The organism is Aliiglaciecola litoralis (genome assembly GCF_039523355.1).
Classification (GTDB): domain Bacteria; phylum Pseudomonadota; class Gammaproteobacteria; order Enterobacterales; family Alteromonadaceae; genus Aliiglaciecola; species Aliiglaciecola litoralis.
Genome location: NZ_BAAAFD010000001.1, coordinates 486,107 through 511,629, shown reverse-complemented (window position 1 = coordinate 511,629; position 25,523 = coordinate 486,107). Strand labels below are relative to the sequence as shown.

At 44.4% G+C, this 25,523-nt stretch carries 18 protein-coding genes and 1 tRNA gene; 14 read left to right on the top strand and 5 right to left on the bottom strand.

Features of this window, described 5'->3' with window-relative positions; translation table 11 throughout:
• Positions 1–82 precede the first annotated feature (82 nt).
• From ABD036_RS02385 to ABD036_RS02365, 5 genes are all read left to right on the top strand, one after another.
• Positions 83–2,755 (top strand): TonB-dependent receptor domain-containing protein, encoded by a 2,673-nt coding sequence (locus tag ABD036_RS02385; protein ID WP_343856149.1) that lies wholly within the window; start codon positions 83–85, stop codon positions 2,753–2,755.
• A gap of 177 nt (positions 2,756–2,932) precedes the next feature.
• Positions 2,933–3,235, top strand: a complete 303-nt coding sequence (locus ABD036_RS02380; protein WP_343856147.1) for a 4a-hydroxytetrahydrobiopterin dehydratase — start codon at positions 2,933–2,935, stop codon at positions 3,233–3,235.
• 171 nt (positions 3,236–3,406) lie between these two features.
• Positions 3,407–3,483, top strand: a tRNA-Met gene (locus tag ABD036_RS02375).
• A gap of 521 nt (positions 3,484–4,004) precedes the next feature.
• A complete protein-coding gene (locus ABD036_RS02370) occupies positions 4,005–5,537 on the top strand; it encodes an ATP translocase (RefSeq protein WP_343856146.1) in 1,533 nt (510 codons plus the stop codon).
• Between the two features lie 8 nt (positions 5,538–5,545).
• A complete protein-coding gene (locus tag ABD036_RS02365; RefSeq protein ID WP_343856145.1) occupies positions 5,546–7,408 on the top strand; it encodes a metallophosphoesterase in 1,863 nt (620 codons plus the stop codon).
• A 172-nt stretch (positions 7,409–7,580) separates the two neighbouring features.
• Here the strand turns inward: ABD036_RS02365 and ABD036_RS02360 are convergent, their stop codons facing one another.
• The 4 genes from ABD036_RS02360 to ABD036_RS02345 form a co-directional block, all read right to left on the bottom strand.
• A complete protein-coding gene (locus ABD036_RS02360; RefSeq protein ID WP_343856144.1) occupies positions 7,581–8,795 on the bottom strand; it encodes a M56 family metallopeptidase in 1,215 nt (404 codons plus the stop codon).
• 9 nt (positions 8,796–8,804) lie between these two features.
• Complete coding sequence (locus ABD036_RS02355; RefSeq protein WP_343856141.1) at positions 8,805–9,179, bottom strand: BlaI/MecI/CopY family transcriptional regulator; 375 nt, start codon at positions 9,177–9,179, stop codon at positions 8,805–8,807.
• A gap of 295 nt (positions 9,180–9,474) precedes the next feature.
• The gene (locus tag ABD036_RS02350; protein WP_343856140.1) at positions 9,475–11,952 is read right to left on the bottom strand and encodes a S8 family serine peptidase; all 2,478 of its coding nucleotides are present in this window, start codon (positions 11,950–11,952) and stop codon (positions 9,475–9,477) included.
• Between the two features lie 326 nt (positions 11,953–12,278).
• Positions 12,279–12,812 carry a DUF2878 domain-containing protein gene (locus ABD036_RS02345; RefSeq protein WP_343856139.1) on the bottom strand — a complete coding sequence of 178 codons (534 nt, stop codon included), beginning with the start codon at positions 12,810–12,812 and terminating at the stop codon, positions 12,279–12,281.
• Positions 12,813–13,112: 300 nt separating this feature from the next.
• Between ABD036_RS02345 and ABD036_RS02340 the strand changes: the two genes are divergently transcribed.
• The 9 genes from ABD036_RS02340 to truB all read left to right on the top strand — a co-directional run bounded on the left by ABD036_RS02340 (position 13,113) and on the right by truB (position 22,886).
• On the top strand, positions 13,113–14,249 hold the full coding sequence (locus ABD036_RS02340) for an alanine racemase (RefSeq protein WP_343856137.1): 1,137 nt from the start codon (positions 13,113–13,115) through the stop codon (positions 14,247–14,249).
• A gap of 152 nt (positions 14,250–14,401) precedes the next feature.
• A complete protein-coding gene (locus ABD036_RS02335; protein WP_343856136.1) occupies positions 14,402–15,172 on the top strand; it encodes an SDR family oxidoreductase in 771 nt (256 codons plus the stop codon).
• Between the two features lie 134 nt (positions 15,173–15,306).
• Positions 15,307–15,789 (top strand): hypothetical protein, encoded by a 483-nt coding sequence (locus tag ABD036_RS02330; RefSeq protein WP_343856135.1) that lies wholly within the window; start codon positions 15,307–15,309, stop codon positions 15,787–15,789.
• Positions 15,790–15,940: 151 nt separating this feature from the next.
• Positions 15,941–16,303, top strand: coding sequence for a hypothetical protein (locus tag ABD036_RS02325; RefSeq protein WP_343856134.1), 363 nt, complete (start codon positions 15,941–15,943; stop codon positions 16,301–16,303).
• Between the two features lie 459 nt (positions 16,304–16,762).
• A complete protein-coding gene (gene rimP, locus ABD036_RS02320) occupies positions 16,763–17,218 on the top strand; it encodes a ribosome maturation factor RimP (protein WP_343856132.1) in 456 nt (151 codons plus the stop codon).
• A gap of 73 nt (positions 17,219–17,291) precedes the next feature.
• Positions 17,292–18,785 carry a transcription termination factor NusA gene (gene nusA, locus ABD036_RS02315; RefSeq protein ID WP_343856131.1) on the top strand — a complete coding sequence of 498 codons (1,494 nt, stop codon included), beginning with the start codon at positions 17,292–17,294 and terminating at the stop codon, positions 18,783–18,785.
• Between the two features lie 28 nt (positions 18,786–18,813).
• Positions 18,814–21,423 (top strand): translation initiation factor IF-2, encoded by a 2,610-nt coding sequence (gene infB / locus ABD036_RS02310; protein ID WP_343856130.1) that lies wholly within the window; start codon positions 18,814–18,816, stop codon positions 21,421–21,423.
• A gap of 81 nt (positions 21,424–21,504) precedes the next feature.
• On the top strand, positions 21,505–21,933 hold the full coding sequence (gene rbfA, locus ABD036_RS02305; RefSeq protein WP_343856129.1) for a 30S ribosome-binding factor RbfA: 429 nt from the start codon (positions 21,505–21,507) through the stop codon (positions 21,931–21,933).
• Positions 21,933–22,886 carry a tRNA pseudouridine(55) synthase TruB gene (gene truB, locus ABD036_RS02300; protein WP_343856127.1) on the top strand — a complete coding sequence of 318 codons (954 nt, stop codon included), beginning with the start codon at positions 21,933–21,935 and terminating at the stop codon, positions 22,884–22,886. The genes rbfA and truB overlap by 1 nt, the downstream gene beginning before the upstream one ends.
• A gap of 80 nt (positions 22,887–22,966) precedes the next feature.
• Here truB and ABD036_RS02295 read toward each other — a convergent pair whose 3' ends face one another.
• Entirely contained in the window at positions 22,967–25,300 is a 2,334-nt protein-coding gene (locus tag ABD036_RS02295) for a M20/M25/M40 family metallo-hydrolase (RefSeq protein WP_343856126.1), read from the bottom strand.
• Positions 25,301–25,523 lie beyond the last annotated feature (223 nt).

Below are 25,523 nucleotides of genomic sequence, written 5' to 3'. Positions count from 1 at the left end.
CGACTAAATGTTGATATGACTAATTAAAAGCGATGTTGACCTTTTGTCAGCTTTAGATGCCATGTTGACTTGGGGAAACACTATGAAACTGAATACTAGAATCAGTGCGTTGGCAACGCTTGTGGCTGGGCACTTTATCGCGACGCCGCACTACGTTGTTGCGCAAGAGCAACAGGCTAATGACGACGTTGAACTCATTATGGTGACAGGCAGCTTTGTTCGCCGTTCGGAAAACTTTGAATCACCATCACCTTTGGCTGTTGTCGATAGCGTCGCTATTGATGCCATAGGGGCGAAAAACATCGGCGACATCACTCAAACACTGACCATTAACACGGGGGCGGAAAATACCCCAGATGCTTTTACTCAAAATGCCACAGCGGGCACTTCAAATATCAATTTACGTGGACTAGGAGTCGCGTCAACCTTGGTACTACTCAATAACAAACGTCAGGTCGTCAATGCCCAACCCAATAACGGCGGCGTGAACTTCGTCGATACAAGCTCGTTAGTTCCGATGATTGCTATTGGTCGTATGGAAGTGGTTAAAGACGGCGCTTCTGCCTTGTACGGTTCCGATGCGGTTGCAGGCGTAGTGAACTTTATTACTAAACGCAATTACGAGGGCGCACAGGTTTCTCTCGATTACCAAGATGGTGCCCACGGCAATAATAAAGAATACGTTGTGCAAGGATTATGGGGAGCAGCAGGGGATGACGGCAGTGTCATGGCGGCCATAAGTTATACTAATCGAAGCCCGATGTTCACCTCTGATCGACGCTTAAGTCGCCCGCAGGATGATACCAGCTCACTAGGTAACCCCGGCTCCTTCTTTATTGGTCCAACGCCTTTTATCGATCCCACTGGCTGTGAGCAATTTGGCGGATATCCGCGGTTGTTGGCGCCATCGGGCACAGTACCCGGTTTAGAGATTGGCTTCTGTGGATTTGATTTTGGTAATACCTACTCGTTCGTCCCTGACGAAACGAGAGTAAATGCTTATTTCAAGGGTACACGGCAGTTAACCGATGATGTCGAGTGGATAACGGAGGTTAGCTATGCACGTAATCGTGCTGAACGCGGGGGGTCACCTACCTTTCCGATCCTCACTTTTCCAACCGTTCCCGCTTCTCACCCGAATAATGTGTTTGGCCAAGACGTATCTTTCTTTGGTCGAGCCATAGGTAATGGAGGACAAGGAGACCCAGCCAACACAGAGTCAGATACCATGCGCTTTATGACGATGTTGACTGGCGAGCTGGAAGCTGGATTCTGGGAGCTAAGTTATACCGCAGCACGTAATGATTTCTTATTCACGGTAAATGACACCTTGGCTCAGGAGTTTCAAAATGCCTTGCGCGGCTTCGGTGGTCAAGGATGTGATCCTGTCACTGGCACTGCAGGCGAGGGGCCTTGTGAATACTTCAATCCTTTTGCCACTTCATTTACCAGCTCGCCCAACTCGCAAAGCGTGATTGACTCGTTTACTGCTCGTGAAGAAATTGATTCTGTGTCTAATTTAGAAGTGGTTGAGGCCTTCGTCTCTACGGAATTATTCGACATGGATGGCGGTGCTGCTGGACTGGCTTTTGGGGCGCAATACCGTTATCAAGATTTAACCCAAGATTATGATGCATTAGCTAACCAAGATCGATTTGCTTTCGTTATTGGTAATCCGGATATCTACGGTGAACAAGACGTGTACGCCGTATTTGGTGAGTTAGCGTTGCCTGTTACTGAAGATTTAGATATTCAAATTGCGTTACGCTATGAAGATTACGGCGGTACAACCGGCGATACGCTTGATCCCAAACTTGCTTTTTCATGGCGCGTATCAGAGGATTTCTCCTTGCGAGGATCTATCTCAACCTCCTTCAGAGCGCCTTCCATTTTTCAGCGTGATGGCGGTGCGACTAGCTTAAATCAAATGGTTGATCCCTTAACTGGCTCGGCTGCATTTGCTGCCGCGCGCGCTTCCGGTAATCAAGACTTAGTGCCCGAGGAGTCAACGGCTTACAACCTTGGTTTTTCTTATGAGCCGATTGATGATTGGTCTATTGAGCTGGATTACTGGAGTTTTGATTTTACTGACTTGATCATTCAAGAAAGTTTCCAAGCCATACTCAATGCTGATCCACAAAACCCTGAACGAGTAGTGCGCGCTGGAGACCCGCTAACAGGTCCACTTTTGCAGGTAAACGTGACTTATGTCAATGCCAGCTCGCTCGAAACTTCAGGATTTGATTTAGTCAGTAGTTATAAGATGGAGAGCGATTTGGGTACCTTCACCCCAACCATCAGCGCGACTTATATCACTGCTTATGATCTAGAAGATCCACAAGCTGGCACTATTGATGGGGTTGGTTCTCGTAACTTTAACAACATCGGTGTGTCTACTCCTGAGCTGCGTTTCAATTTAGGCCTAAACTGGCAACATGACCATCATTCTGCCAATCTGTTTGTGCGTTACATTGACAGTTATGATGATGATCAAAACTGTGCCGATGGCACAACGTTCACGGCCGCATGTACCTCAGGCTTTAAAGAAGTGGATAGCCATGTGACCATTGATGCGCAATACAACATCGACTTAGGAGCGATTTTCGAGTCAGATGCGACCTATGTATTGACTATTGGCGGTACCAACATTACCGATGAAGATCCACCTCAGGTGTTTACTAACGCCGGCTTTGATTCCAAGGTACATGATCCCCGAGGCAGACAAATCTATGCCAGATTAGCGATCGAGTTCTAATCGCTCTTTTCGACATTTAACCATACGGTAATGGATCCCCAGCTTGTCTGGGGATCTTTGTGTAAACTAGTGATTCCGCCTACATGCTTAGTTAATATCGTTGCTACACTTTCTTTAACCTCAATTATTTTCCACACTAGTGGCACATCTTAGTTTACATAACGGAGCTTAAGTAACATGGCAGAGAAATACTCAGCGCAACAAATCAGCGACGCCTTAGCGACACTCAATGACGGAAAAGAGCCCGAACAACAGTGGCAAATAGAGGGCGACAAGTTGGTAAAAACGTTTAAGTTTAAAAGTTTTATCCGAGCTTTTGGCTGGATGTCACAAATTGCCATTTGGGCGGAAAAACTCAATCATCATCCGGAATGGTTTAATGTGTACAACCGAGTCGACGTAAAATTGACCACCCATGATGTCGACGGCATCAGTGATCTCGATTTTAAACTGGCCAACAAGATGGATTTGTTTAGCTGATAGTGTGTATTTTGAGCGCTTGGTTGGAATATTGACCACTTAGTCATTAAATTGTAAGTTTTATGGCAGTATTTCAAATAAGCGCTTGCGCCGCAAAGAAGGCTATGTATAATACGCACCACTTGAGAGGGACAGCAAATACATCGCTCCCCAATCAATACAGATTTCAGACGCGGGATGGAGCAGTCTGGTAGCTCGTCGGGCTCATAACCCGAAGGTCGTAGGTTCAAATCCTGCTCCCGCAACCACATTCAAGGCCTCGATTATTCGAGGCCTTTTTTGTTTTAAAACAAACCTATTCCCATGCGTATCGTCTTTCTTTGATGGTTTGAAATTGCGATTTCCCCTGATTGGTTTTACACCATGACACTAGATTAATTTGATTGCACTTTGTGCTCATTTCTCAATATTCACGGTTACTTTTGAAAATAGAGCTTTGTCAGGTTTTGAAGATCGTAAAATGATGTCCTTGTCGCTCGTTAGCCTTTCGCTTTTCAGCTGTGTTTTGCTTTAAATAGTTAAAAACCAGCACGTCAACTTTGCACCCTATGGTGATAAACCAGAGACTTTGTGTTTCGCGACCTCCTTCATTGCGGATAGTAGCGTTGTTGTCTATTATTTGTACAGGTTAACTGAAGGAGTAGAGACCAAATTGGAGTTGGTCAACAAAAACCACCAGTGGTACGAAAAGTTACTTAACCTCTTCAGCCATGTTAGACCTGGAGAAGGAAAAAGCTGCCTTATATTAAGCCTTAATGCTTGTTTGATCATGGCATGCTTTTACTTGCTCAAAGTCATTCGAGAACCGCTGATATTAACGCAAGGTGGCGCTGAACTGAAAAGTTATGCTACTGCATTGCAAGCCGGGCTGCTGATGTTTATCGTTCCGGCGTTTTCTGCTTTTTATCACAAACATGCTAGCAAACATTCGCGCACCTTTTTTATTAACAGGCTGCTGATGTTTTTTATTACTAATTTGCTGCTGTTCGCTTTGTTGACAATGGGCGGAGTCAATATCGCTGTCATCTTCTATGTGTGGCTGGGCATTTTTAACGTGATGTTGCTGGCGCAATTTTGGGCATTTGTGGCCGACACTTACAATGTGCGCAGTGGTCAGCGGTTGTTTGTCATTATTGCTGTTGGTGCGGCTTTAGGCTCCCTTGTGGGTGCTCGAATAACGGGATTATTATTACCTTTTATAGGGGTGGCAGGGATCATGGTGCTGGCTGCCTTGATGCTCATTTTAATACTGCTGTTTTCAAATCGGGCCGTCGCATGGGTTCCTTCCTACGCAAAAAGTCTATCTGAAGAGCCTCCCAGCCACACAGACAATGCATGGTTAGCAGGGTTCAGCGTGGTATTTAAAAACCAATATTTAGTCTATATCGCGATCTTTGTAGTGCTACTGAACTTCGTCAATTCTACCGGTGAATTTATCCTAGCGAGTGTGGTGGTGCAGTATACTGAAAATCTCGTCGCGACAATGCAAAGCTCGCTTAGCCTGACTACCCTACAAGGGCAGTTTTATTCTGATTACAATACGTGGATCACGTCGCTGTCATTCCTCGTGCAGATATTGTTGGTCTCAAGATTGTTCAAATGGATTGGCATAAAAGGCTCGATCTTAATTTTGCCGCTGATCATGTTACTAAGCTATGGTGTGATGTTGTTTATGCCTGTGCTAGCGATCATAAAAATCGCCATGATAAGTGAAAAAAGCGCCAATTACTCAATTCAAAATACCATTCAACAAGTGTTGTTCTTGCCAGTGCCGCGAGATCAAAAATACATAGGCAAAATGACCATAGACACCTTTTTCTTTCGCTTCGGAGATTTGATCTACGGTGGCTTTGTATTTGTCGGTATCACTTGGTTGGATTTACCTCTCAGTGCCTTTATTGCCAGTAACGTGTTATGTGCCGTGCTATTGCTGTTCATTGCTTGGCGCATTGGTGACTTTAATCGCCAACAAGTTCGCAAAAATTTAGGCAACTCAGCACCAAGAATGGCGGCTGAAATTCCCGGCTTAAATATCTCAGCCGGGGTTGTTTCTCAATTTACCATCAGTGAACAAACCTTTATCGACCCGGATATTGGTGATGCGCTCAAATTTCGAGCTCAGCGTGCATCTGGTAAGAATTTACCACGCTGGATCGTGTTCGATCGATACAGTCGTACCTTTATTTTTAAACCTCCACCGGAAAGTACAGGACGAGAAGAAATCATCGTAATAGCAGAAGATTTTGATGGTCTGGCAGTCAGCAGCAAATTAATCGTCAATTACGGCCCAATACCTAATTAGGAAAACTGATGAACTACTTATTTCTTAAAACTTTGTCCGTTGTGTGGCTGACATTGTTAGCACATTGTTCCTATGGAGCTAATCAACAGCCGGTTAGCTTTAACACTGAGGCCGATATCATTATGGTGGGGGATACACACGGTGCTTATCCCGAGCTGGTATCTATCCTCAAGCATGCTGGCTTGGTTGATGAATCGCTAAATTGGCAGGGTGGGGCAAGCCACTTTGTCAGCACAGGTGACTTGATGGACCGAGGCCCATCGTCACGAAAAATCATGGATTTGCTGATTAAGTTGCAACAACAAGCCCTACAACAAAACGGCAGAGTACATGTTTTATTGGGCAATCATGAAGTGCTAAATTTGACCGGAGATTGGCGCTATATTTCCACCCAAGAATATGGCGAGTTTGCCGATGATGAAAGCGATGAGATGCGGGCTAATTATTTTTCCGAACTTAGCGATAATCAAGCTAATATCGCGCAAGCGGAGCTTTTAACGGGTTTTAACCAACGCTTTCCTAAAGGTTTTTTTGCACGGCTCGAAGCCTTTATGCCTGATGGTGTTTACGGCGCTTGGCTTCATTCGCTGCCTTTTGTGATTAAGATTAATCAACATGTTTTCACTCATGGTGGCTTGTCGGTTAAGACCTTAGATATTCCACTGGAGACCCTAAATCAACAATTAAAAAGTGAGCTTTGGGCTTATACCAATAATTGGCAAAAATTGATTAAAAGTGGACGATTGGCTGCAACTGCAGACTTCTCTGCGCGCTATCCGTTAGTTCAAAAACTCAGCCAAAACTCAATCACCAAAGTTTTTTTGAAAACCGTGGACGCCTTATTGTATTCGATGAACAGCCCTAATTGGTATCGCGGCAATGCTATATGCCACCCGCTATTTGAAGCACAGCTGCTAAGGCAAGTATTGAGTCAATGGCAGGCTGAGCATTTGTGGGTAGGGCATACGACCGCCAATACGGTTCGACAACGATTTGACCAGGCTCTCTTCTTGATGGATACCGGCATGCTTAACAGCGTATATCGCGGGCACCCCATCTATGCGCAAATAGTTAGCAAACATACAAGGACAGAAAATGGCGCTCCGTGGCATTTTATCAATGCCAAAACCGGTCAGAAGGTATCCCCTAGTGACGTTCCATCAAGGCCCAATGTCCACCCTTACAATATGAGTGATGAACAAGTCGAAGCGTTTTTATTAACAGCGGAAATCACTGAAACCCGTAAATTAGGAGAAGGGATCACCAATCCCCTTAAAGTCACGCTCGAAAAAGATGGCAGAACCCTTTATGCGGTATTTAAATATTTCGACTCCGGCAAAAAAAACCGGCGTAGTAATTTTTCTAATGGCCAAGAAGACCGCTTTCAATATGATATTGCGGCCTATAAATTAGATCGGTTGATGGGGCTCAACTTGGTACCAGTGGCAGTAAAAAGAGAGGTGTCAGGCACTACCGGAGCGCTTCAGGTGTGGATAGACGGCCTCATTAATTATAAAAAAATGGAAAAGGAAAATATTGAATATGATGGATTTTGTGATTACCAACGACAACGGCGAATGATGGATGTGTTTGATTATCTGATCCACAACGAAGACCGAAATCAAAGTAACATAACGTTTACCAGAGACGATTGGCAATTGTGGTTTATTGATCACACCAGAGCGTTTAACACTTCCCTACAACGACCTAAAATGATGAGCAGAGCGGATGTGATCGTCACGCCAGAATTTAAAGTTAAGCTGGAGAGCTTAAACCATGAAAACCTATCAGTATTATCTCCGTATTTAACTACAAGACAGATTAACTCACTGTTAAAAAGACGAGATAGACTCCTTAATAGTGATGTATAACAAGCTAGCTTAAATTGTGGTGATAAATCGGTCAGTTTAAGCATTGCCAACTGCATAAAGTCCAAGTTAGGCGTTGCAATTAGGACTGACACTATTGCAATTTATTGACTAAAACCACAAAGCAAGCGGCAGTTAAGGCGCTTGCTTTATAGTCTCATAGTACTGGGTTAGTTTAGTGCGAAACCTTTAATCGCTCTATCGATCCTGCCTCTTCAGTTTCGTTGCCTAAGGCAAAATCCAGTTGTACCAGAACATCTTTATAACCATCAGCAGACGGTTTGTACTGCCATTGCGAAAGTGCAATTTTGGCATTCTTCTCGAAGGTGTTTTCAGGCGTGGCACTCACAATTCGGATATTGCTGGTGTTGCCAGTTGCTGTGATGTCGTATTTCAATACCACTGAACCCGAGATACCTTGCTGCGCTGCCTGCACTGGGTATAGTGGCTCGGCGCGCTTGATGGGCGTTACGCTGCTGGTTTTTTTCATCTCATTATCTGACTGTTTTGCCATGGCTAATCCGCCGATCATGCACATAGCAACAAGTAATAATGAGCCCTTGGCTAAGCGTGAACGGCCGCCATTTCGTTTAATATTATTGAGTCGTTGTAACATGGTTTTTTTATCTCCGTAGTGTGAATAAGCCATTAAGCCTGCAGAACCATTAGTGGCGCAGTGAATTAAGGCTTTGCTGTATAAAATATGTTGTTGCGCGCTTTTGTTAGCCAATACTCGTTCATCACAGGTAAGCTCTTGTAGACGGCGTATACTGGTGTAACCAAGCCAGGCAAGTGGATTAAACCACAGCATAAGCGTGCTGATTAATAATGCGCTGTTGATGAGGTTATCTTTACGTTTTATGTGCACCTGTTCGTGCTCTAAAATAAGCGCCAAGCTGTTGTTGTCATATTGTGAGGCATAGTTAGAGGGCAATACCAGTTTACTGTTGAGGATCCCAATGACCATCGGGGTCGTCACATTGTTGCTCAGGTAAACCTTAACGGATTTATCCACAGAGGCGGGTAATGAAGTTGGCAATGCCATCAACTGCAAGGACTTAACAAAGCGAAAATGCAGTGTAAACACAAACACAATGAGTGTTGTTGTAATAAGCAGGTACAACAATGCCCAGCTTAGGTTCAAGTCACTGCTGAAAGCTTGATTAGGCGTGACTAAATAGTGGGTAATTGTCGTTATTGGCATGGGGTTCAGAGAATTTGGCAGGTTTGCGACAATTAATGAAATGGGCAGTAACCACACCAGTTTGTAAACAAAGCGTGCGCCCAATGCCGGTAGCCCAAATCGCTCTAGTAAAATTAACCCTGCGAATAGAAAACTTAACAGCAATTGCTGTTCTATCAGCCAATTAAAAACTATTTGAAGTGTCATAACACATCCTTATTTGTGATCTTTTTCCCACTCATCGATAACCTTTTTTAAGTCATTGATGTCTTGCTCAGAAAGCTGTTGTGACTTAGCAAAGCCACTGACTAAAGGCGCGATGCGGCCACTAAAAAATCGTTCTACAAAGCTTTGGCTTTCTTTTAAGGTGTAGTCAGCACGGTCTATGCTGGGCGTGTAAATATATTGACGACCGTCTTTTTCAAACGTGAGTGCGCCTTTTTTGACTAAACGCCCCAACAAGGTTTTGATGGTTTTTTCATGCCATTGTTTATCGTCGCTCAAGCGATCGATAATTTGACTGGCAGTAGCTGGATAGTCAATCCAAAGGGCGTCTAGTACTTCAAATTCAGCTTTAGAAAGTTCAATCATGTTATCGCCTACAAGTGTAATCTTGATTTAATAATTACATCTGTAATCAATGTGTGCAAGTGTTTTTTAAAAAAAGTGTTAAATCAGTATTTTCAAGGTGGAGCCGTGAAGTGCTTTAAGAAATGTTAGTGATAAAGGGGAGGTCATAGGTTAAGACTTCTCCCGCAGATATAAAAAATCCATAACCAGAGGGCCTGATTATGGATTTTAAGTTCTCTAAACTCGATCAGTCGAGTAAGTTTAGACAAATCAGCTCACTCTATATGCACTGACCTGATTAACGTCTTAGACCGATTTATTTTTCCATTTGCACGTGTAATTGCACCAAGCTCATGGCTAATTGTGCACGAGTTACACTGTTGTCATGTGCAAAGGTTGCGATAACGCGTGGCTCTAAATCGAATGGACCTTGCTCCAAGCTCACATTAACGCGCAACAAGCCTAAATCAAGTGCCAATTGTACGTATCCACGCAGTTGTGCAGGAATAGCATCGCTATCCGCCACGTCTACTTGCTCTCCAAACACCCAGGCCTGAACCTTGCTGTTAGTATCGAATGCTTGAGCGTCAGATTGCAGGCCTAATGCTTGCACCATGCTGTACGCCAAAGAGCCGCGATTCACTAAATCATGTGAGCCAAAGTTGTCGCTAGAACTTGCCGGTAGCAGTGGGTCTTGAGTAAAGAATCTATCTTTCAAGCTACCACCAGATTGTGCTGCTGCATTGGCGGCACCTGAAAATTCAACAGCTACGTCGTTAAACTGTTGGGTATCACCCATGGTAGATTGACGTAAGCTTCCAGCTAAGCTTAAAGCGTCGGCCAATTCAATACGAGTGACTAAGGCATCTGGCATAAAGCCGTTAGAAGTACCGTCGATCAATTGTTTTGCGACTGCATACTCCACAAATTTTTGACCCGGATGGCCTGCAACATCGGCTAAATTATCAAAATTTTCAACCGCATATTGCTTCACATCTACATCTACGGTGTCAGGCGCCGCAACACCATTAAAGCTACTAGAAATACCGTCTTGCGTGCCTACCACTTGTACTGTCCAAGTACCAGCCATTCCTGGTGCAGTAACGCCAACAAAGTTAGTCAATACCGGTGTGCCTGTGCTTGAGCGATAACGATTGCCTTGAGGATCAATCAATAAAATGGCTAAGGTATTGGCAACAGTTTCACCGGCTGCACCAACATTCCGATCCATCCAAGTTTGCGCAACCACAACAGACACATCGGCTCCAACGTTGAATTCAACACTGTTGTCGCCAGCTGGTAAGTAGCTTAATTGCTCTGATACTTTATTGCGAAGTACCACATTGGCGCTAGCATTAAACTGACGATTTACTTTAACCACGCTGCCATACTCAGCCATCGCTGCCGCCGCTTTCACCGCTGCATGCGCATTCACGTAACCCGCACCCACTTCCCAGGCCTCACGACCGGGCATATTGGTTGCGGTATCTTGTAGGAGCTGCTTCACTTCACGCCAATTGAGCGACGGGTTTGCTTCTAGCATCAATGCGACTATACCGGCAACATGAGGGGCTGCCATGGAAGTACCTTGCATATGCGTATAGTAGGGCAGTTCCGCTGGGCTGAGAGGCACATCTTCATCAGCACTCAATGCTTGTAGGCTAGAAGTACTCGCGCGAGCAGAGATAATAGCTACACCAGGTGCCACCACGGTCGGACGATCTTCCCAAGTAAATACTTCACCATCAACATTGGCTTCTCCGCCGTGATCGCGCAAGCCACGAGAACTAAAGTCGATTAGATTTCCGTCTTTAGTTCCTGCACCCACTGCAATGACCCAAGGTGCTTTCTTAAAGTTGCCGGTGATTGTGTGTTCACCGTTACGTCCGGAGTTACCTGCTGAGAAGACCACAATAACGCCATTGTCGCTCAACGCTTTGGTGGCAATGTTGGTGGGATGATCGGGCTGAAAATCGTTGCCGATATCTGAGGTACTTCCGAAGGAGTTAGAAATAACCCGAATATTGTAGCTGTATTGGTTAGTCAGTGCGTAATCAAAACCACCGATAGTATCGAGGATAAACAAGCCTGCGCCTGAACCATATCCGATCAGATCAGCACCGGGGGCTACACCTGCGTGACGACCTCGGCTCATTGCGCCATTACCACCAATGGTTCCCGCGACGTGAGTACCGTGACCACCGCCTAAATCCGTGTTTGAGACATTTTCTAAATACGAAATAGGAGCTACATCTGACCAACTGCGCAAATTCGTTTGTGCCGCGACATTTTGCACCACATGCTGTGGGAATTTCAGATCACCGTGGTTACCATCGATACCAGAATCGTTTATCACTACGCCAACACCGCGTCCAGAATAGGGGATGCCGCCAATGCGCATAGTGCTATCTTTGCGCAACTGTTGTACACCTGTTAAGGCCGTGGCGTCATAATTTTCATAACTTAGTTGTTCGTTTTCCCAAACCGAAACCACATCATCGCGTGCATATATGGCATTAATTTGCTCAGCAGTCGCTAGCGCACCGACGATAGGCAAGCTACGCATGCTGATGGCGGTGTTAATTCCCGCTGCGGATAATGCATCTAGTTGAGCTTGGCTCACGGCACTTTGACCATCAAAACTGATAATGACTTCGTGCAATGCATCAGCAGATGCCAATTGCATAGTATTGGCCAAATCTGGATCAAGTGTTTTTGCGCTCAGTAATGAGGAGCAGCTTAACGCCAAAAGGCTAAGGCCTACTTTGATACTGTGTTTATTGATTACTTTCATAATGGTTTCCTGTCGGTGCGGCAAACATGAGATCGCCACAACTAAAAGTTAAGACCGCGACAGATTGGCGATTAATCAATAAAGAGGGAATAGGGGTTTTCACCTATTCAACATAATTTTAACAATTGGTCAGAGCAGTGTGGGAATATATTCAGCTTGTTTTGCTTGTCTTCAATCTTCAAAACCGTGAATGCAAAACAGCAATAGACAATCGTAAAAGGCGCTAATTTTTAGCCTGTTAATTTCACAAGTTAAGGCTAGCTTTATGTCTAATTACTAAAATTGAAATTTCAGTGAGTTTGTAGTGGCAGACTAAACCCGAATTGTCAGTTACCCGTTTTATTTGAATTCTTATCAAAGTGTGTTTGCAACCAATAGAAAATCGGCACCATGAGCATCCATGATGCGCCAACGATTAAAAAAGTGTTTAGATAGCCTAATGGAAAGTTGACTACGCCTACGCGGGCTGCCGCGATGTAACTTAAAGGGGCTGTCAGGCCGGCAAGAAACGTCATCAGAATCGGTTTTTTCACAAGATAATTTAAGCTATGTTTCAAGGTGCCGGTAAATGCAATCCAAATAGCAATTAACCAGATTGGTATTGGCAGTATTGTCGCGTGTTCCGGAAATTCAAAAATGTGGTTTAAGGTCAGTAAGGTGTCTACAGTGAGACCAACAGCGCAGCAAGCGAGAATATGTTTTAACTCTTGGAGCCAATTCTCAACCCAGAAAAAGTGGCCAACAATCGCAAATGCAATTAATGTCAGCCAAAGACCTTGGTTTCCGCCAAAGATAGCGGCAAACCAGATCCCTTGAAACCAGATAAAATTATGTAAATTTGAATAACTAAATAAATTCAATGGAGCCTCGTTTGTTTTACATTTATTCGTTATGCAGCTGGCTTAACGTATGTGCTAATAGAGGTTCTTTGCTGCCGACCAGTATGTTGAGTTTATTGATACTAAAATATGTAACATAAAGCTCACCATCGAGTATTATTTAACTAACCTGAACATCTGGATACGATGTGTCGAGCAAATATATATAACTTAACTATATCAAAGTATTAGTGAGGATCAGTGAAAACGAAACTTCAAAAACACGCATCATTGAAGGGCACTTATTATCCTTCAGTTCAGGTTAACTTGCTAGGAGTCTAAGTGTTGAAAATTAAGGAACTTGAAACCCCTTGTCTGGTGCTGAACAGAAGCAAAGTACAGCGTAACATAACCACAATAGAGCAACGCTTGGCAAGGCTTGGGGCGAGTTTGAGGCCACATGGTAAAACGGCCAAGTGTATTGACGTGATCAGGATGCTTGCTCCGCAGCATCAAAAGCGCATCACGGTTTCTACGTTAAAAGAAGCTGAATATTTTTTCAGTCATGACATCACTGATATTTTGCTTGCCGTAGGGATAACACCGAGCAAATTACCTCGGCTTAAAAATCTAATTGAGCAAGGAGCGCAGCTTACAATAATCCTAGATTCAATTGAACAGGTGGTATTTGTATCTCAATACGCTGCGCAACATGATCTCAATATAAAGGTGTTGATCGAAATAGATTGTGACGGCGAACGGGCGGGTATCCCTTGGGATGATGACCAACTGCTCGCTGTAGGACGTGCATTAATAGCGGCACCAGGCGTTACACCAATTGGGATCATGACCCATGCTGGTGGTTCTTATCACTGTAAAACGCCAGAGCAAATGATCCAAATGGCTGAACAAGAGCGCACCGCCGCGGTGAAAAGTGCCCAGCGATTAACCGACTTAGGAATACACACTGAGGTGATCAGCGTTGGCTCTACGCCAACTGCCCTGTTTGCAGAAAACTTAGAAGGGATAACGGAAGTACGGGCTGGGGTTTTTATGTTTAATGATTTGGTCATGGCCGGACTAGGCGTGTGCCATTTTGATGATATTGCGCTGACCGTGCTTACCAGTGTGATGGGGCGGCACACTGCAAAACAACGGTTGTTGGTCGATGCGGGCTGGATGGCGTTATCTCGTGATCGTGGCACCGCTTCGCAACTTGTCGATTATCACTATGGCGCTGTGGCAGATGAGCACTATAACCAAATACGCTGCCTTAGTGTAAACAGCACAAATCAGGAACATGGCATTATTGAATGCCAATCACAACAGGCCAGTCAATTTAGATTGCTTTTTGTAGGTACGTTATTACATGTATTTCCTAATCATGCGTGTGCGACTGCTGCAATGCACGATCGATACTATGTGACTGACGATGGCGTCACAATTAGCGACGTTTGGCACAGAGTGAATGGCTGGTAAAACACCTTGTTGCATTGTTAGTCAATTAATAAGTGATTGATGGTGAAGGTTTAGTTATATTCAGATATTCAATATCTACTCATGCAAAATCATCATTAGGTTTGTAACCAGCTATTGCTATGTTTGCAAAGATAACAACGTATTGGGATTCAATGAAGATGAAACGCGAAATGCAATTTAAAGACAAAGTGGTATTAGTCACAGGCGCGGCCGGCGCTATAGGTGCGCAAACCGCAAAAGCCTTTGCAGCCCAGGGCGCCAATGTGGTGTTGTCTGACAATGATCCCGCCGTTGAAGAAGTGGCGCTAGCACTGAGCGAAAAAGGCTATAAAGCGGTATTTAAGACTTGCGATGTTAGTCGTATTGATTCAGTAAAGCGCCTTTTCGAATTCATCCGCGTTCATTTCAATCGATTGGATATTGCATTCAATAATGCCGGGGTTGATATTGAAAACTGCAAACTTGCCGAGGGTAGCGAGTCTGTTTATAGCAAAATAATGGATGTCAACGTCAAAGGTGTTTGGCTATGCATGCAACAAGAAATTAATATGATGTTGAAAACAGAAGCTGGTGTCATTGTAAACACCGCATCTGTTGCAGGCCTGGGGGCCGCGCCAACTATGAGTGTGTATAGTGCAAGTAAACATGCAGTGATAGGGCTAACCAAATCCGCCGCTGTTGAATACGCCAAAAGTGGTATTAGAATAAATGCCGTGTGTCCGGCAGTGATTGACACCGAAATGTATCGACGAGCTTTAGATGGTGATCCAAAAAAGGAAATCGCCATCAACCGCATGCATCCTATTGGTAGAATAGGGCAACCAGAAGAGGTGGCATCGGCGGTTTTGTATTTATGTTCAGATTCAGCAAGTTTTACGACTGGAATATCATTACCTGTCGATGGTGGCGCCACGGCAATCTAGAGCTGTTTCACCGATCAGTTAATGTAATTTATAGATTCACCTAACGTATTGAATAGTATTCATTAAAATGAGCGGTATTTGTTTACGCAACAGTTTATTCTGCAGCCCAAGTTAATTTTAAGAGTCGAAATGTTATGCCGGAAATATCAGCGTTTGGATGGTTTCATACCATTATGGGGATCATTGCGTTACTAACTGGTTTTTACACTTTGGTCAAATATAAAGTGATCAGTTTGCAAAATCTAACAGGTAAAATCTATCTATTAACGACTTTGCTGGCAGCTGCTTCAGCGTTAGGGATCTATGCCAGAGGCGAGTTTAATATAGCCCATGCGTTGGCAATATTAACCTTATTAGCATTAGCGGCCGGTTTTATTGCAGAAAAAACGCAAGTCCTAGGTAAACTATCGCCATATGCCCAAGCTTTGTGCTACTCGGCAACCTTGTTGTTTCATATGATCCCAGCGATAACTGATGGCTTAATGCGTTTACCGGTGAGTGATCCTGTGGTGACTCACATTGAAGATCCCATGCTAAAAGCGTTTTATCTTGTCTTTTTAATTGCCTATGTTGTCGGTTTTAGCGCTCAAGTTTTGTGGTTGCGAAAACGCACGTAAGAATGAAGTGTAGGCAAATATGAGTCGCTGAATGATGTGATGCCAGCGAGAAACCTGTAATCGTAATCCGCTAAAATACGTTATGATTAATCTTGTGCTCCGAGGTGACGAAACACCGAACGGAGTTGAATGCTCTAATAAAAGGTGAGTCGTGACGTATTTAGTCGAAATCAAAAGTGATCATGTCTATGTCAAATATAGCGATGAAGTGACGGCATTAGATGTCATTGCACTTTTCTCGGATCAGCTTTTCATTACGTCATTCAGAACATTACAAGCTGTAATACACGACTTTTCAGGTGCTAAAAACGTTAACATGGCCTTTGCTGACATCCGAGAGCTGGCCGTGTTATCAAATATTGAGTCCAATTTCACTGAGAAATTAACCGCTATCATTATCCCATTCGACCCAACCTCCAGCGAACGCGTAACAGCATTGTGTGATGCAATCAGGGCCAAAGATTGGCATATTCAAATTGCCACTAGCTACCCTGAGGCATTGGCGCTGATTTAGTTGACAGACTCCATTGAGTTGTTCTCCTAGGCCGGTACACCCATAAGCACAACAATCGACCAATATGCCAATATTTATGGATTTGCATTACATAATATGGGCGTGTAAGCGAAATAGTTAACAATAACAGTTCATCACTCATGGTTTGCCTTGCAACAATCGAGCATGAACCGTATACTATGCAGCATCTTTTGAGACGGGCTCCCTCTGATTTGGATAGTAACGTTTCAGTTTGTTAAAGAATTGCAAGACAATTACCTGTTTTTGAGTACATTCAATTGAAACCCTAAATAGGTGCTTGCGACCACTTTCTAACATCATGATGATGGTCATGGGTTGAGAGAAAGTGGACAAGGGTCCAGAAACAAAAAAGCCCCGCTTGTACGGGGCTTTTTGTTGATAATTTTGGTTTTTTGTATCTGGGCTTTTCGCCCTTTTTTTGTATTTGGAGCTTTATTTTTGTCACAACTTGAACAAAAACTAACAGCGATGCTAACAGCCCCGGTCGAGGCCTTGGGCTTTGAACTTGTAGGAGTGGAATTTGTCCGAGCAGGCAAACACTCTACGTTACGAGTTTATATTGACCATGCTGATGGTATTACCGTAGACAATTGTGCCGACGTGAGTTTGCAAGCCAGTGCAGTGTTGGATGTGGAAGATCCCATCAATACTGAATATAACTTGGAAGTCTCTTCACCCGGTATGGATAGACCGTTATTTAAAGAAGCACATTACCAGCAATGTGTGGGTGAAGTGATATCAGTTAGGCTGAGAATGCCAATGGATGATCGCAGAAATTTTAAAGGCAAGCTGCTGGCATTGGAAAATGGCAATTTGACGATGGAAATCGATGGTCAGCAATATGTTCTTGCTATTGCAAATATCGAAAAAGGTAACTTAGTTCCTTCGTTTTAGAAGAAATCAGTTCCATCATTTTAAAAGAGATTTGTATTAGGGCTTCTCAAAGGAAGCAATCAGTGAGGCAACAATGAATAAAGAAATTTTGTTAGTGGCTGAAGCCGTATCAAATGAGAAACAAGTTCCCAAAGAGAAAATCTTTGAAGCACTTGAGTTTGCAATCGCCAGCGCCACTAAAAAGAAAAATGAAGGCGAAATTGAAGTACGCGTTGCAATAGACCGTGAATCCGGTGATTTCGATACTTTTCGTCGCTGGCTAGTTATTCCTGATGATCAGGAACAAGAAAACCCGTACGCAGAAATTACCTTATCTGCTGCTCAGGTTGATGAGCCAGAAGCGCAACTCGGCGATTTTGTTGAAGATCAGATCGAATCGATCACCTTCGACCGTATCACCACGCAAACGGCAAAACAGGTTATCGTGCAAAAAGTACGTGAAGCCGAACGTGCTCAAATGATTGCTGAATACGAAGACCGTGTTGGTGATTTGGTTACCGGTACGGTGAAAAAAGTGAATCGCGATAATGTCATTGTCGATTTAGGTAACAACGCTGAAGGCGTTATCTACCGTGATGACATGTTGCCGCGTGAAACCTTCAGACCAGGTGATCGTGTTCGTGGTCTACTTTATGTCATCCGTCCTGAAGCGCGTGGTGCACAATTGTTTATCAGCAGAACTCACCCTGACATGTTGGTTGAATTGTTCCGCATTGAGGTACCAGAAATCGCCGAAGAGACATTAGAAATTAAAGCGGCGGCTCGTGATCCTGGTTCGCGTGCAAAAATTGCAGTGAAAACCAATGACAAACGTCTTGATCCTGTCGGTGCTTGTGTTGGTATGCGAGGTTCACGTGTGCAAGCCGTTTCTGGCGAACTAGGTGGCGAGCGTGTTGATATCGTGTTGTGGGATGAGAATCCAGCTCAATTAGTTATCAATGCTATGGCACCTGCTGAAGTGGCATCGATTGTGGTCGATGAAGACGCAAATTCAATGGACGTTGCGGTCGAAGCTGACAACCTAGCGCAAGCTATTGGACGCAGCGGACAAAACGTACGCTTAGCGAGCCAACTCACAGGTTGGACGTTAAATGTCATGACGGTTGAAGACCTCAATAAGAAACACGAAGAAGAAAACTCTAAAGTGTTAAGTGTGTTTATCGATGCACTGGACATTGATGAAGATTTTGCAACCGTATTGGTTGATGAAGGTTTCAGTACGATAGAAGAAATTGCGTATGTACCGGTGAATGAGCTGTTAGCTATTGAAGGCTTCGACGAAGATATGGTTGAAGAGCTTCGTGAACGCGCTCGCGCAGCATTGACCACTCAAGCCCTAGCCAATGAGGAATCATTGGAAGCGGCAGAGCCTAAAGAAGAATTGCTTAACCTTGAAGGCATGGAAAGACACGTAGCATACGTGCTTGCTAGCCGCGGGATAACTGATTTAGAAGGCCTTGCAGAGCAGGGTACAGATGAAATAAGTGATATTGAAGAACTAGACGAGAAAAAAGCCGGCGAGCTAATTATGGCCGCTCGTAACATCGTTTGGTTTAGTGAAGAATAAGTAAGATCAACAAGAGGAATACAGCTATATGGCAGAAGTCTCCATCGAAAAACTAGCCTCCGACATAGGCACTCAAGTTGATCGCTTAGTGCAGCAATTTGCTGACGCGGGTTTAACTAAAAAAGCCGGTGACATGATCACCGAAGATGAGAAGCGTCGATTGCTTGATCACTTGAGTAAAGCTCATGGTGGACATGGTTCTGAAGGACCTAAGCGCATGACGTTACAGCGCAAAACGACCAGTACGTTAAGCGTTGGAAAATCGAAGGCAGTTAAAGTTGAAGTGCGTAAAAAACGCACGTACGTGAAACGCACCGACGTTGAAGAAGCACGTTTGGCTGAAGAAGAAGCCAAACGCAAAGCAGAAGAAGCACAAGCAAAACTTGAGGCTGAGCGCAAAGCCGCTGAGGATGCGAAAAAAGCCGCTGAAGAAAAAGCGAAAAAAGCAGCTGAAGCTAAAGCTAAGGCCGAGGCCGATAAAGCCGCTCGCATTGAACAAGCTAAGAAAGACGCAGAAGCACGTAAGAAAGAAGAAATCAAACTGACGCCGGAAGAAAAAGCGGCACAAGAACAAGCGCGCGCTGAAGCAGAGCTTCTTCAAAAGAAACAAGAAGAAGAAACTCAGCGTAAGCTAGAAGAAGACGCTAAGAAAGCGGCAGAAGAGGCAAAACGCCTTGCCCAAGAAAATGAGCGCCGTTGGAAAGAAGAAGAAGAACGTCGTAAGAAAGAAGAGAAAGAAGAAGTTCACCTTCACTCTAATCGTTATGCACAGGAAGCCGAGGATGAAGAGGATGCTCAAGTAGAGCGTGGCTCACGTCGTCGTAAGAAATCTAAGAAAAATGCCGGTGCTGACCTTAAACATGGATTTAATATGCCAGCTCAACCCGTAGAACGTATCGTCCGTGTAGGCGAGACCATCAGTGTTGGCGAACTTGCCAACAAGATGGCCATTAAAGCCACTGAAGTTATCAAGACGATGATGAAAATGGGTGAAATGGTTACCATTAACCAAGTCTTGGATCAGGACACTGCGGTGCTCGTGATTGAAGAAATGGGTCACAAGTATGAACTCGTAAACGACAATGCACTTGAAGATGAATTGTTGGCGGGTAAAGCGACTGGTGAAAAGACTAATCGTGCTCCAGTAGTAACTATTATGGGTCACGTTGACCACGGTAAAACGTCACTGCTTGATTATATTCGTGCTGCAAAGGTTGCCGATGGCGAAGCCGGTGGTATTACTCAGCACATCGGTGCTTACAGCGTTGAAACTGAAAATGGCCGTATCGCCTTTTTGGATACTCCTGGTCACGCCGCGTTTACTGCAATGCGTGCTCGTGGAGCCGTCGCAACGGACATCGTTATCTTAGTTGTTGCTGCTGACGATGGTGTAATGCCGCAGACCAAAGAAGCTGTTCAGCATGCTAAAGCTGCTGGTGTGCCGCTGATTGTTGCGGTAAACAAAATGGATAAAGAGTCAGCTGATCCAGATCGTGTGAAGACCGAGCTTTCTCAGATTGAAGTTATTTCAGAAGAGTGGGGCGGTGATCATCAATTCGTACATGTGTCTGCTAAAACAGGCATGGGCATCGATGAATTACTCGAAGCTATTACACTGCAAGCCGAAGTACTTGATCTACAAGCTGTTCCTACTGGTCCAGCGAAGGGTATCGTCATTGAATCTCGCCTAGATAAGGGACGTGGCCCAGTTGCCTCAGTACTTATTCAAGAAGGTGAGTTAAGAGCGGGCGATATCTTGTTGTGTGGTATTGAATACGGCCGCGTGAAAGCGATGCGTGACGAAAACGGCAAAGAAGTTGATGTAGCAGGACCTTCCACCCCGGTTGAAGTACTTGGTTTATCAGGTGTGCCTATTGCCGGTGAAGATGCTCTAGTGGTGCAAGACGAGCGTAAAGCTCGTGAAGTTGCCAGCAAGCGAAACACCAAACAACGCGACTTGAAATTAGCTAAACAACAAAAAGCCAAGCTTGAAAACATGTTTGCTAACATGGAAGCTGGCGACGTCAGTGAACTGAACGTAGTATTAAAAGCAGACGTGCAGGGCTCTGTTGAAGCGATTTCTGAATCACTGGTTAAATTGTCAACTGATGAAGTGAAAGTAAACATTGTCGGTAGCGGTGTCGGTGGGATCACCGAGACCGATGCAAGTTTAGCGGCGGCTTCTAGTGCGATTGTGGTTGGTTTCAACGTTCGTGCTGATGCCACTGCTCGACGTATTATCGAAGCAGAAGAGATTGATCTTCGTTACTACAGCGTTATCTATAACTTGATTGATGAAGTGAAACAGGCCATGAGCGGTATGCTTGCGCCTGAGTTCAAACAACAAATCATTGGTTTGGCTGAAGTTCGAGATGTGTTTAAGTCACCCAAAATCGGTGCAATCGCCGGTTGTATGGTAACTGAAGGTAATATTAAACGCAGCGCGCCTATTCGTGTACTTCGTGAAAACGTGGTTATCTACGAAGGTGAGCTCGAATCTTTACGTCGCTTCAAAGACGATGTGCAAGAAGTACGAAATGGTATGGAATGTGGTATCGGCGTGAAGAACTACAACGACGTAAAAGTTGGCGACCAAATCGAAGTATTTGAAACCGTTGAAGTGAAACGCGAAATTTAATCCCGTTTCTTATCAATCGATAAAAACGGAGGCTTGAGCCTCCGTTTTTGACTGTAATCCTAGTTTGACTGAGGAGCTAGTATGGCCAGAGAATTTTCTCGCACAGATAGAGTGGGGCAACAAGTCCACAAAGAAGTAGCTAGCATTTTTCAAAACGAATTTAAAAATCGTGACCCACGTATGGGCATGGTGACGGTATCTAGTGTTGAAGTGTCAAGAGATTTGGCGCATGCCAAAATTTACCTGACCTTCTATGAGAACGACCAAGAAAAGTTAAAGTTGTATAAGCAAATCATAGAAGACAATAAAGGCTTTATTCGTACCTTGCTAGCTAAGCGTATGAGAATGCGCGCAGTACCCGCGTTGAAGTTTCATGAAGATACTTCTATCACTGAAGGTGTGCGGATATCCACATTGGTCTCGCAAACACTGAATGACGATAAAGAACGTGCACTCAAGGCGGGACGTGATATCGATAAAGAAAACCAACAGCAGGACGAGCAAGATTAATGGCACGTAAACGTAAAGGTCGTTTAATTGACGGCATCATTTTGTTGGATAAACCCTTGGGCTTGTCTAGCAATGATGCATTGCAAAAAGTAAAGCGCCTTTATAATGCGGCTAAAGCGGGGCACACCGGTGCCCTGGATCCGCTCGCCACGGGTATGTTGCCTATTTGTTTAGGGGAAGCGACTAAGTTTTCCCAGTTTCTGCTCGACGCGGACAAAACCTATTCTGTGACCGCTAAACTAGGCGTGCGCACCACTACCTCTGATGCCGACGGTGAAGTAGTGGAAACCAAACCGGTAGACTGTGATGAAGCACAAATACGCGCAACCTGTTTGTCTTTTATCGGCCAATCTAAACAAGTTCCATCGATGTTTTCTGCCTTAAAGTATCAAGGCAAACCCCTATACACTTATGCGCGACAAGGAATTGAAGTACCTCGTGAAGCCCGCGACATTACGTTGTTTTCGCTCACCATAGAGCGCATAGAAGGTGATGAAGTTGACATGATCGTGCATTGCAGTAAAGGCACTTATATACGTTCTTTGGTGGATGATATTGGACAAATATTAGGTTGTGGGGCTTATGTGAGCCGCCTACATCGTAGTCAAGTCACTGATTATCCGGCTGACAAAGTAGTTACCCTTGATGCATTAAGAGACATGCGGGCTAAGATAGATGCTAATGAAGCAGACTTACTCGATGATGCTTCATTTACTGAGTTAGATGCCTTGTTGTTACCCATGGATTCGGCGATTAAGAGCTTACCTGAGCTTACCCTAGACACCATCTCGGCTGGTTATTTTGGCAATGGCAATCCGGTTTTCTCACAACAAGCTGCAGCACTAGAAGCTCAGACCCACGTGAGAGTCTATGCTGATAATCTATTGCTAGGTGTGGGTGTCATTGATGACGACGGTAAAGTCGCACCGAAAAGAGTGGTAGTGCGCGCATAGTAACGCGCATTTGATTACGCCAGTTCCCTCCTGCTTTATGAATGAAGCAACTCTATTCAAACAACCCTGCTCAAATAAACTTACTCAAATAAAATGGGTTGACTGATAAAGGTCAGATCGGAAGGTCGAAATGGCGTCGGCATAATATGTTCAGCGCGACCGATGAACTTTGGCCAACGTGCAGGGAAATCGTGTGAAGCTTCTATTAACCTCAATTGTGCTGGTAAATCACTGGAATACACCAATTCGATTTTAACGGGCTCGCGATCCGTGACAACATAGCGCATCACAAATCCCGCTCTAGGTTGGGTTTGCTGGGCGGTGAAAGCCTCATCATTGATGCGCATTGAGTCTATCTGAATGGGCCTGTCGCTACTTATTTGCAAGCTTGTTAAATCTCGATTTGGTATGGCCGTCAAGGTCACTTTTTGTTTGCCATCAACCGTGCTACTGCGTTTCACCAAATAACTTGTTGCCTGTAATGTGAGTGCAGGAACGGCTTTTACATAGTGAGGGTAGCGCCAACGAGTTATCGGATATATCCCTTTTAAGGCTTCGTTTGAGCGGTCCACCTGCTCGAAAAACTGCAGGCTAAATTCATCCAATCGTTGATTAAAGGAAAACAAGTAAGCTTGGTCTGATTGCGTGTCGTAAACATAATTTACGCTACTGGGCTTTTTACGATCGGCTGAATAATCGGCAGTTTGCACCACGCCTATTAAGCTGATTACGGCACCGGCTAGCATAAATAACTGGATACTGCGTACCCCCTTAAGTACGAATAACAGTGGCAAAAGCGTCATTAACACTAACATACTCAAAGTAGTGGCAATATAAAGGCTCGACAACCCCAAGCCAATTACAAATACTGGAATTTGTGGGGTGAGTAAGACTAAGGTTGGAATACTCAATAAGGTAATGCATATTGCACTTAGGTTAGAATGACTGCGGTTAAAGATTACCAGCGCAAAAATTGCCAGACTGGCAAAGCTAACTAAGATAAAAAATCCAGCTCCGGTTAAATAAAGCGCAATACCAAGGTTAATCAGTAACCAGATTAGAACGACTGCGACATACCAGCTTGCGGAGGATACTTTAGAAAAGCGGGCCATCATCCAACGATATAGCCAAGCCCCAAGACTCAAAGTGAGTAAGATGCCAGAGACAATAATGGAATGACCGTTGTAAGTGAATCCTTGAGGAATATCGTTGAATTGAGGGTACAGCCACGTAAGTAGCGCCCATCCGCCAACACCCACAAAAATGGCAATTCCGACACTTAGACCCGCTGGTAGCAAACCGATAAACAGGTGTTTCAGGGTTAATGAGCCACGTTTTAACCCAACAACACACAAGATAATAAAAATGAGCGTTGCAAGGACCGCCATGGGTATTACCCAACTAAAGGGATAATCTATCATTCCAAGGCTAGCCAAATTGAAGTAAACCTGATCGCTCTCTGAGTTTAATGACGTCAGATCATAGTTTGCAAAATGGGGGAGTAGGGCCGTGAGGTAATCAATTTGATGATTGAGCGTGTTAGTGTCTAACCTCTCAAGGGTATCTTGCTCGGTATGGTAATCAAAATGATCATCGATAAAGGCAAAGTTGAAGCCTTTGATATTTCCTTGCTCCCTAAACACAGTCAGATCGGTATCATTGGGCAACATTTTATAAATGCTATACATCAGCGAATTCGCCGCAGGGTAATTTACATCGGCCTGTGAAAAAGCGTCAATAAGTGCTTTGTTACCTGTATTGGTTTCTAACAAAGTGTAACTAACGCCACCCGAGCCTCGCGCTTCAAAGTTGAGTGTTAAGCCGATATGTTTCGCCCAACGATGATCCCGTATAAACGCCTCTGCGCCCAGCAATCCCTGCTCTTCTGCGTCTGTGATTATCACGTAAATGTCGTTTTGGCGTGATACGCCACTTTCAATTAAGGTGCGTATGGCTTCGATGATGATGGCAACACCGTGACCTGCATCGCTTGCGCCACGCGCAGATACGTTGGCCGAATCGTAATGACTCATCAAAGCTAAACCTAATCCATCGGCACGGCTGGCGGTGTTAGGTAATTTGGCGACAATATTGTGGATTTTACTGGCGACGAAGTATTTAGAGGATGTTGCCAGCTCAGACTGAATTTCAACCTGTAATCCCAATTGCCTTAGTTGATTTGTAATGTAGTCTCTAACACCAGCATGTGGCTTTGCGCCTGTGTAATGCGCTTGCTGTGCAATAGTAGCGATATGGGATTGGGTGTTTTTTAGCGAAAATGGGGCAGTGCCAATGTAAAAGTGCTCATCTTCTGCCGGAAGTTGTGCTAACCAAGTCGCAAATATAGAACATACAATGATCAAGGTAACCAAGAAACTCACAACACTTGACGCTCGATTGTTATTAACAGCCATTTACATACTCTCCAAATTTCGATTTACACAGCTTATAGTAAAATCAATAAGTTACCAATTTACTGAGGGTTTCTGTTGTGGAGATATTGAGTCAGCTGCGATTTATGCTAGAAAGACAGGATATTTGACGATAACCCTTGAAAAACCGTGGCGCATGGCTATAATACGCGCTCTTTTTGGCTCAGCTGAATTAGTGATCGGCGAGTCTTCACTCACTTGGAGA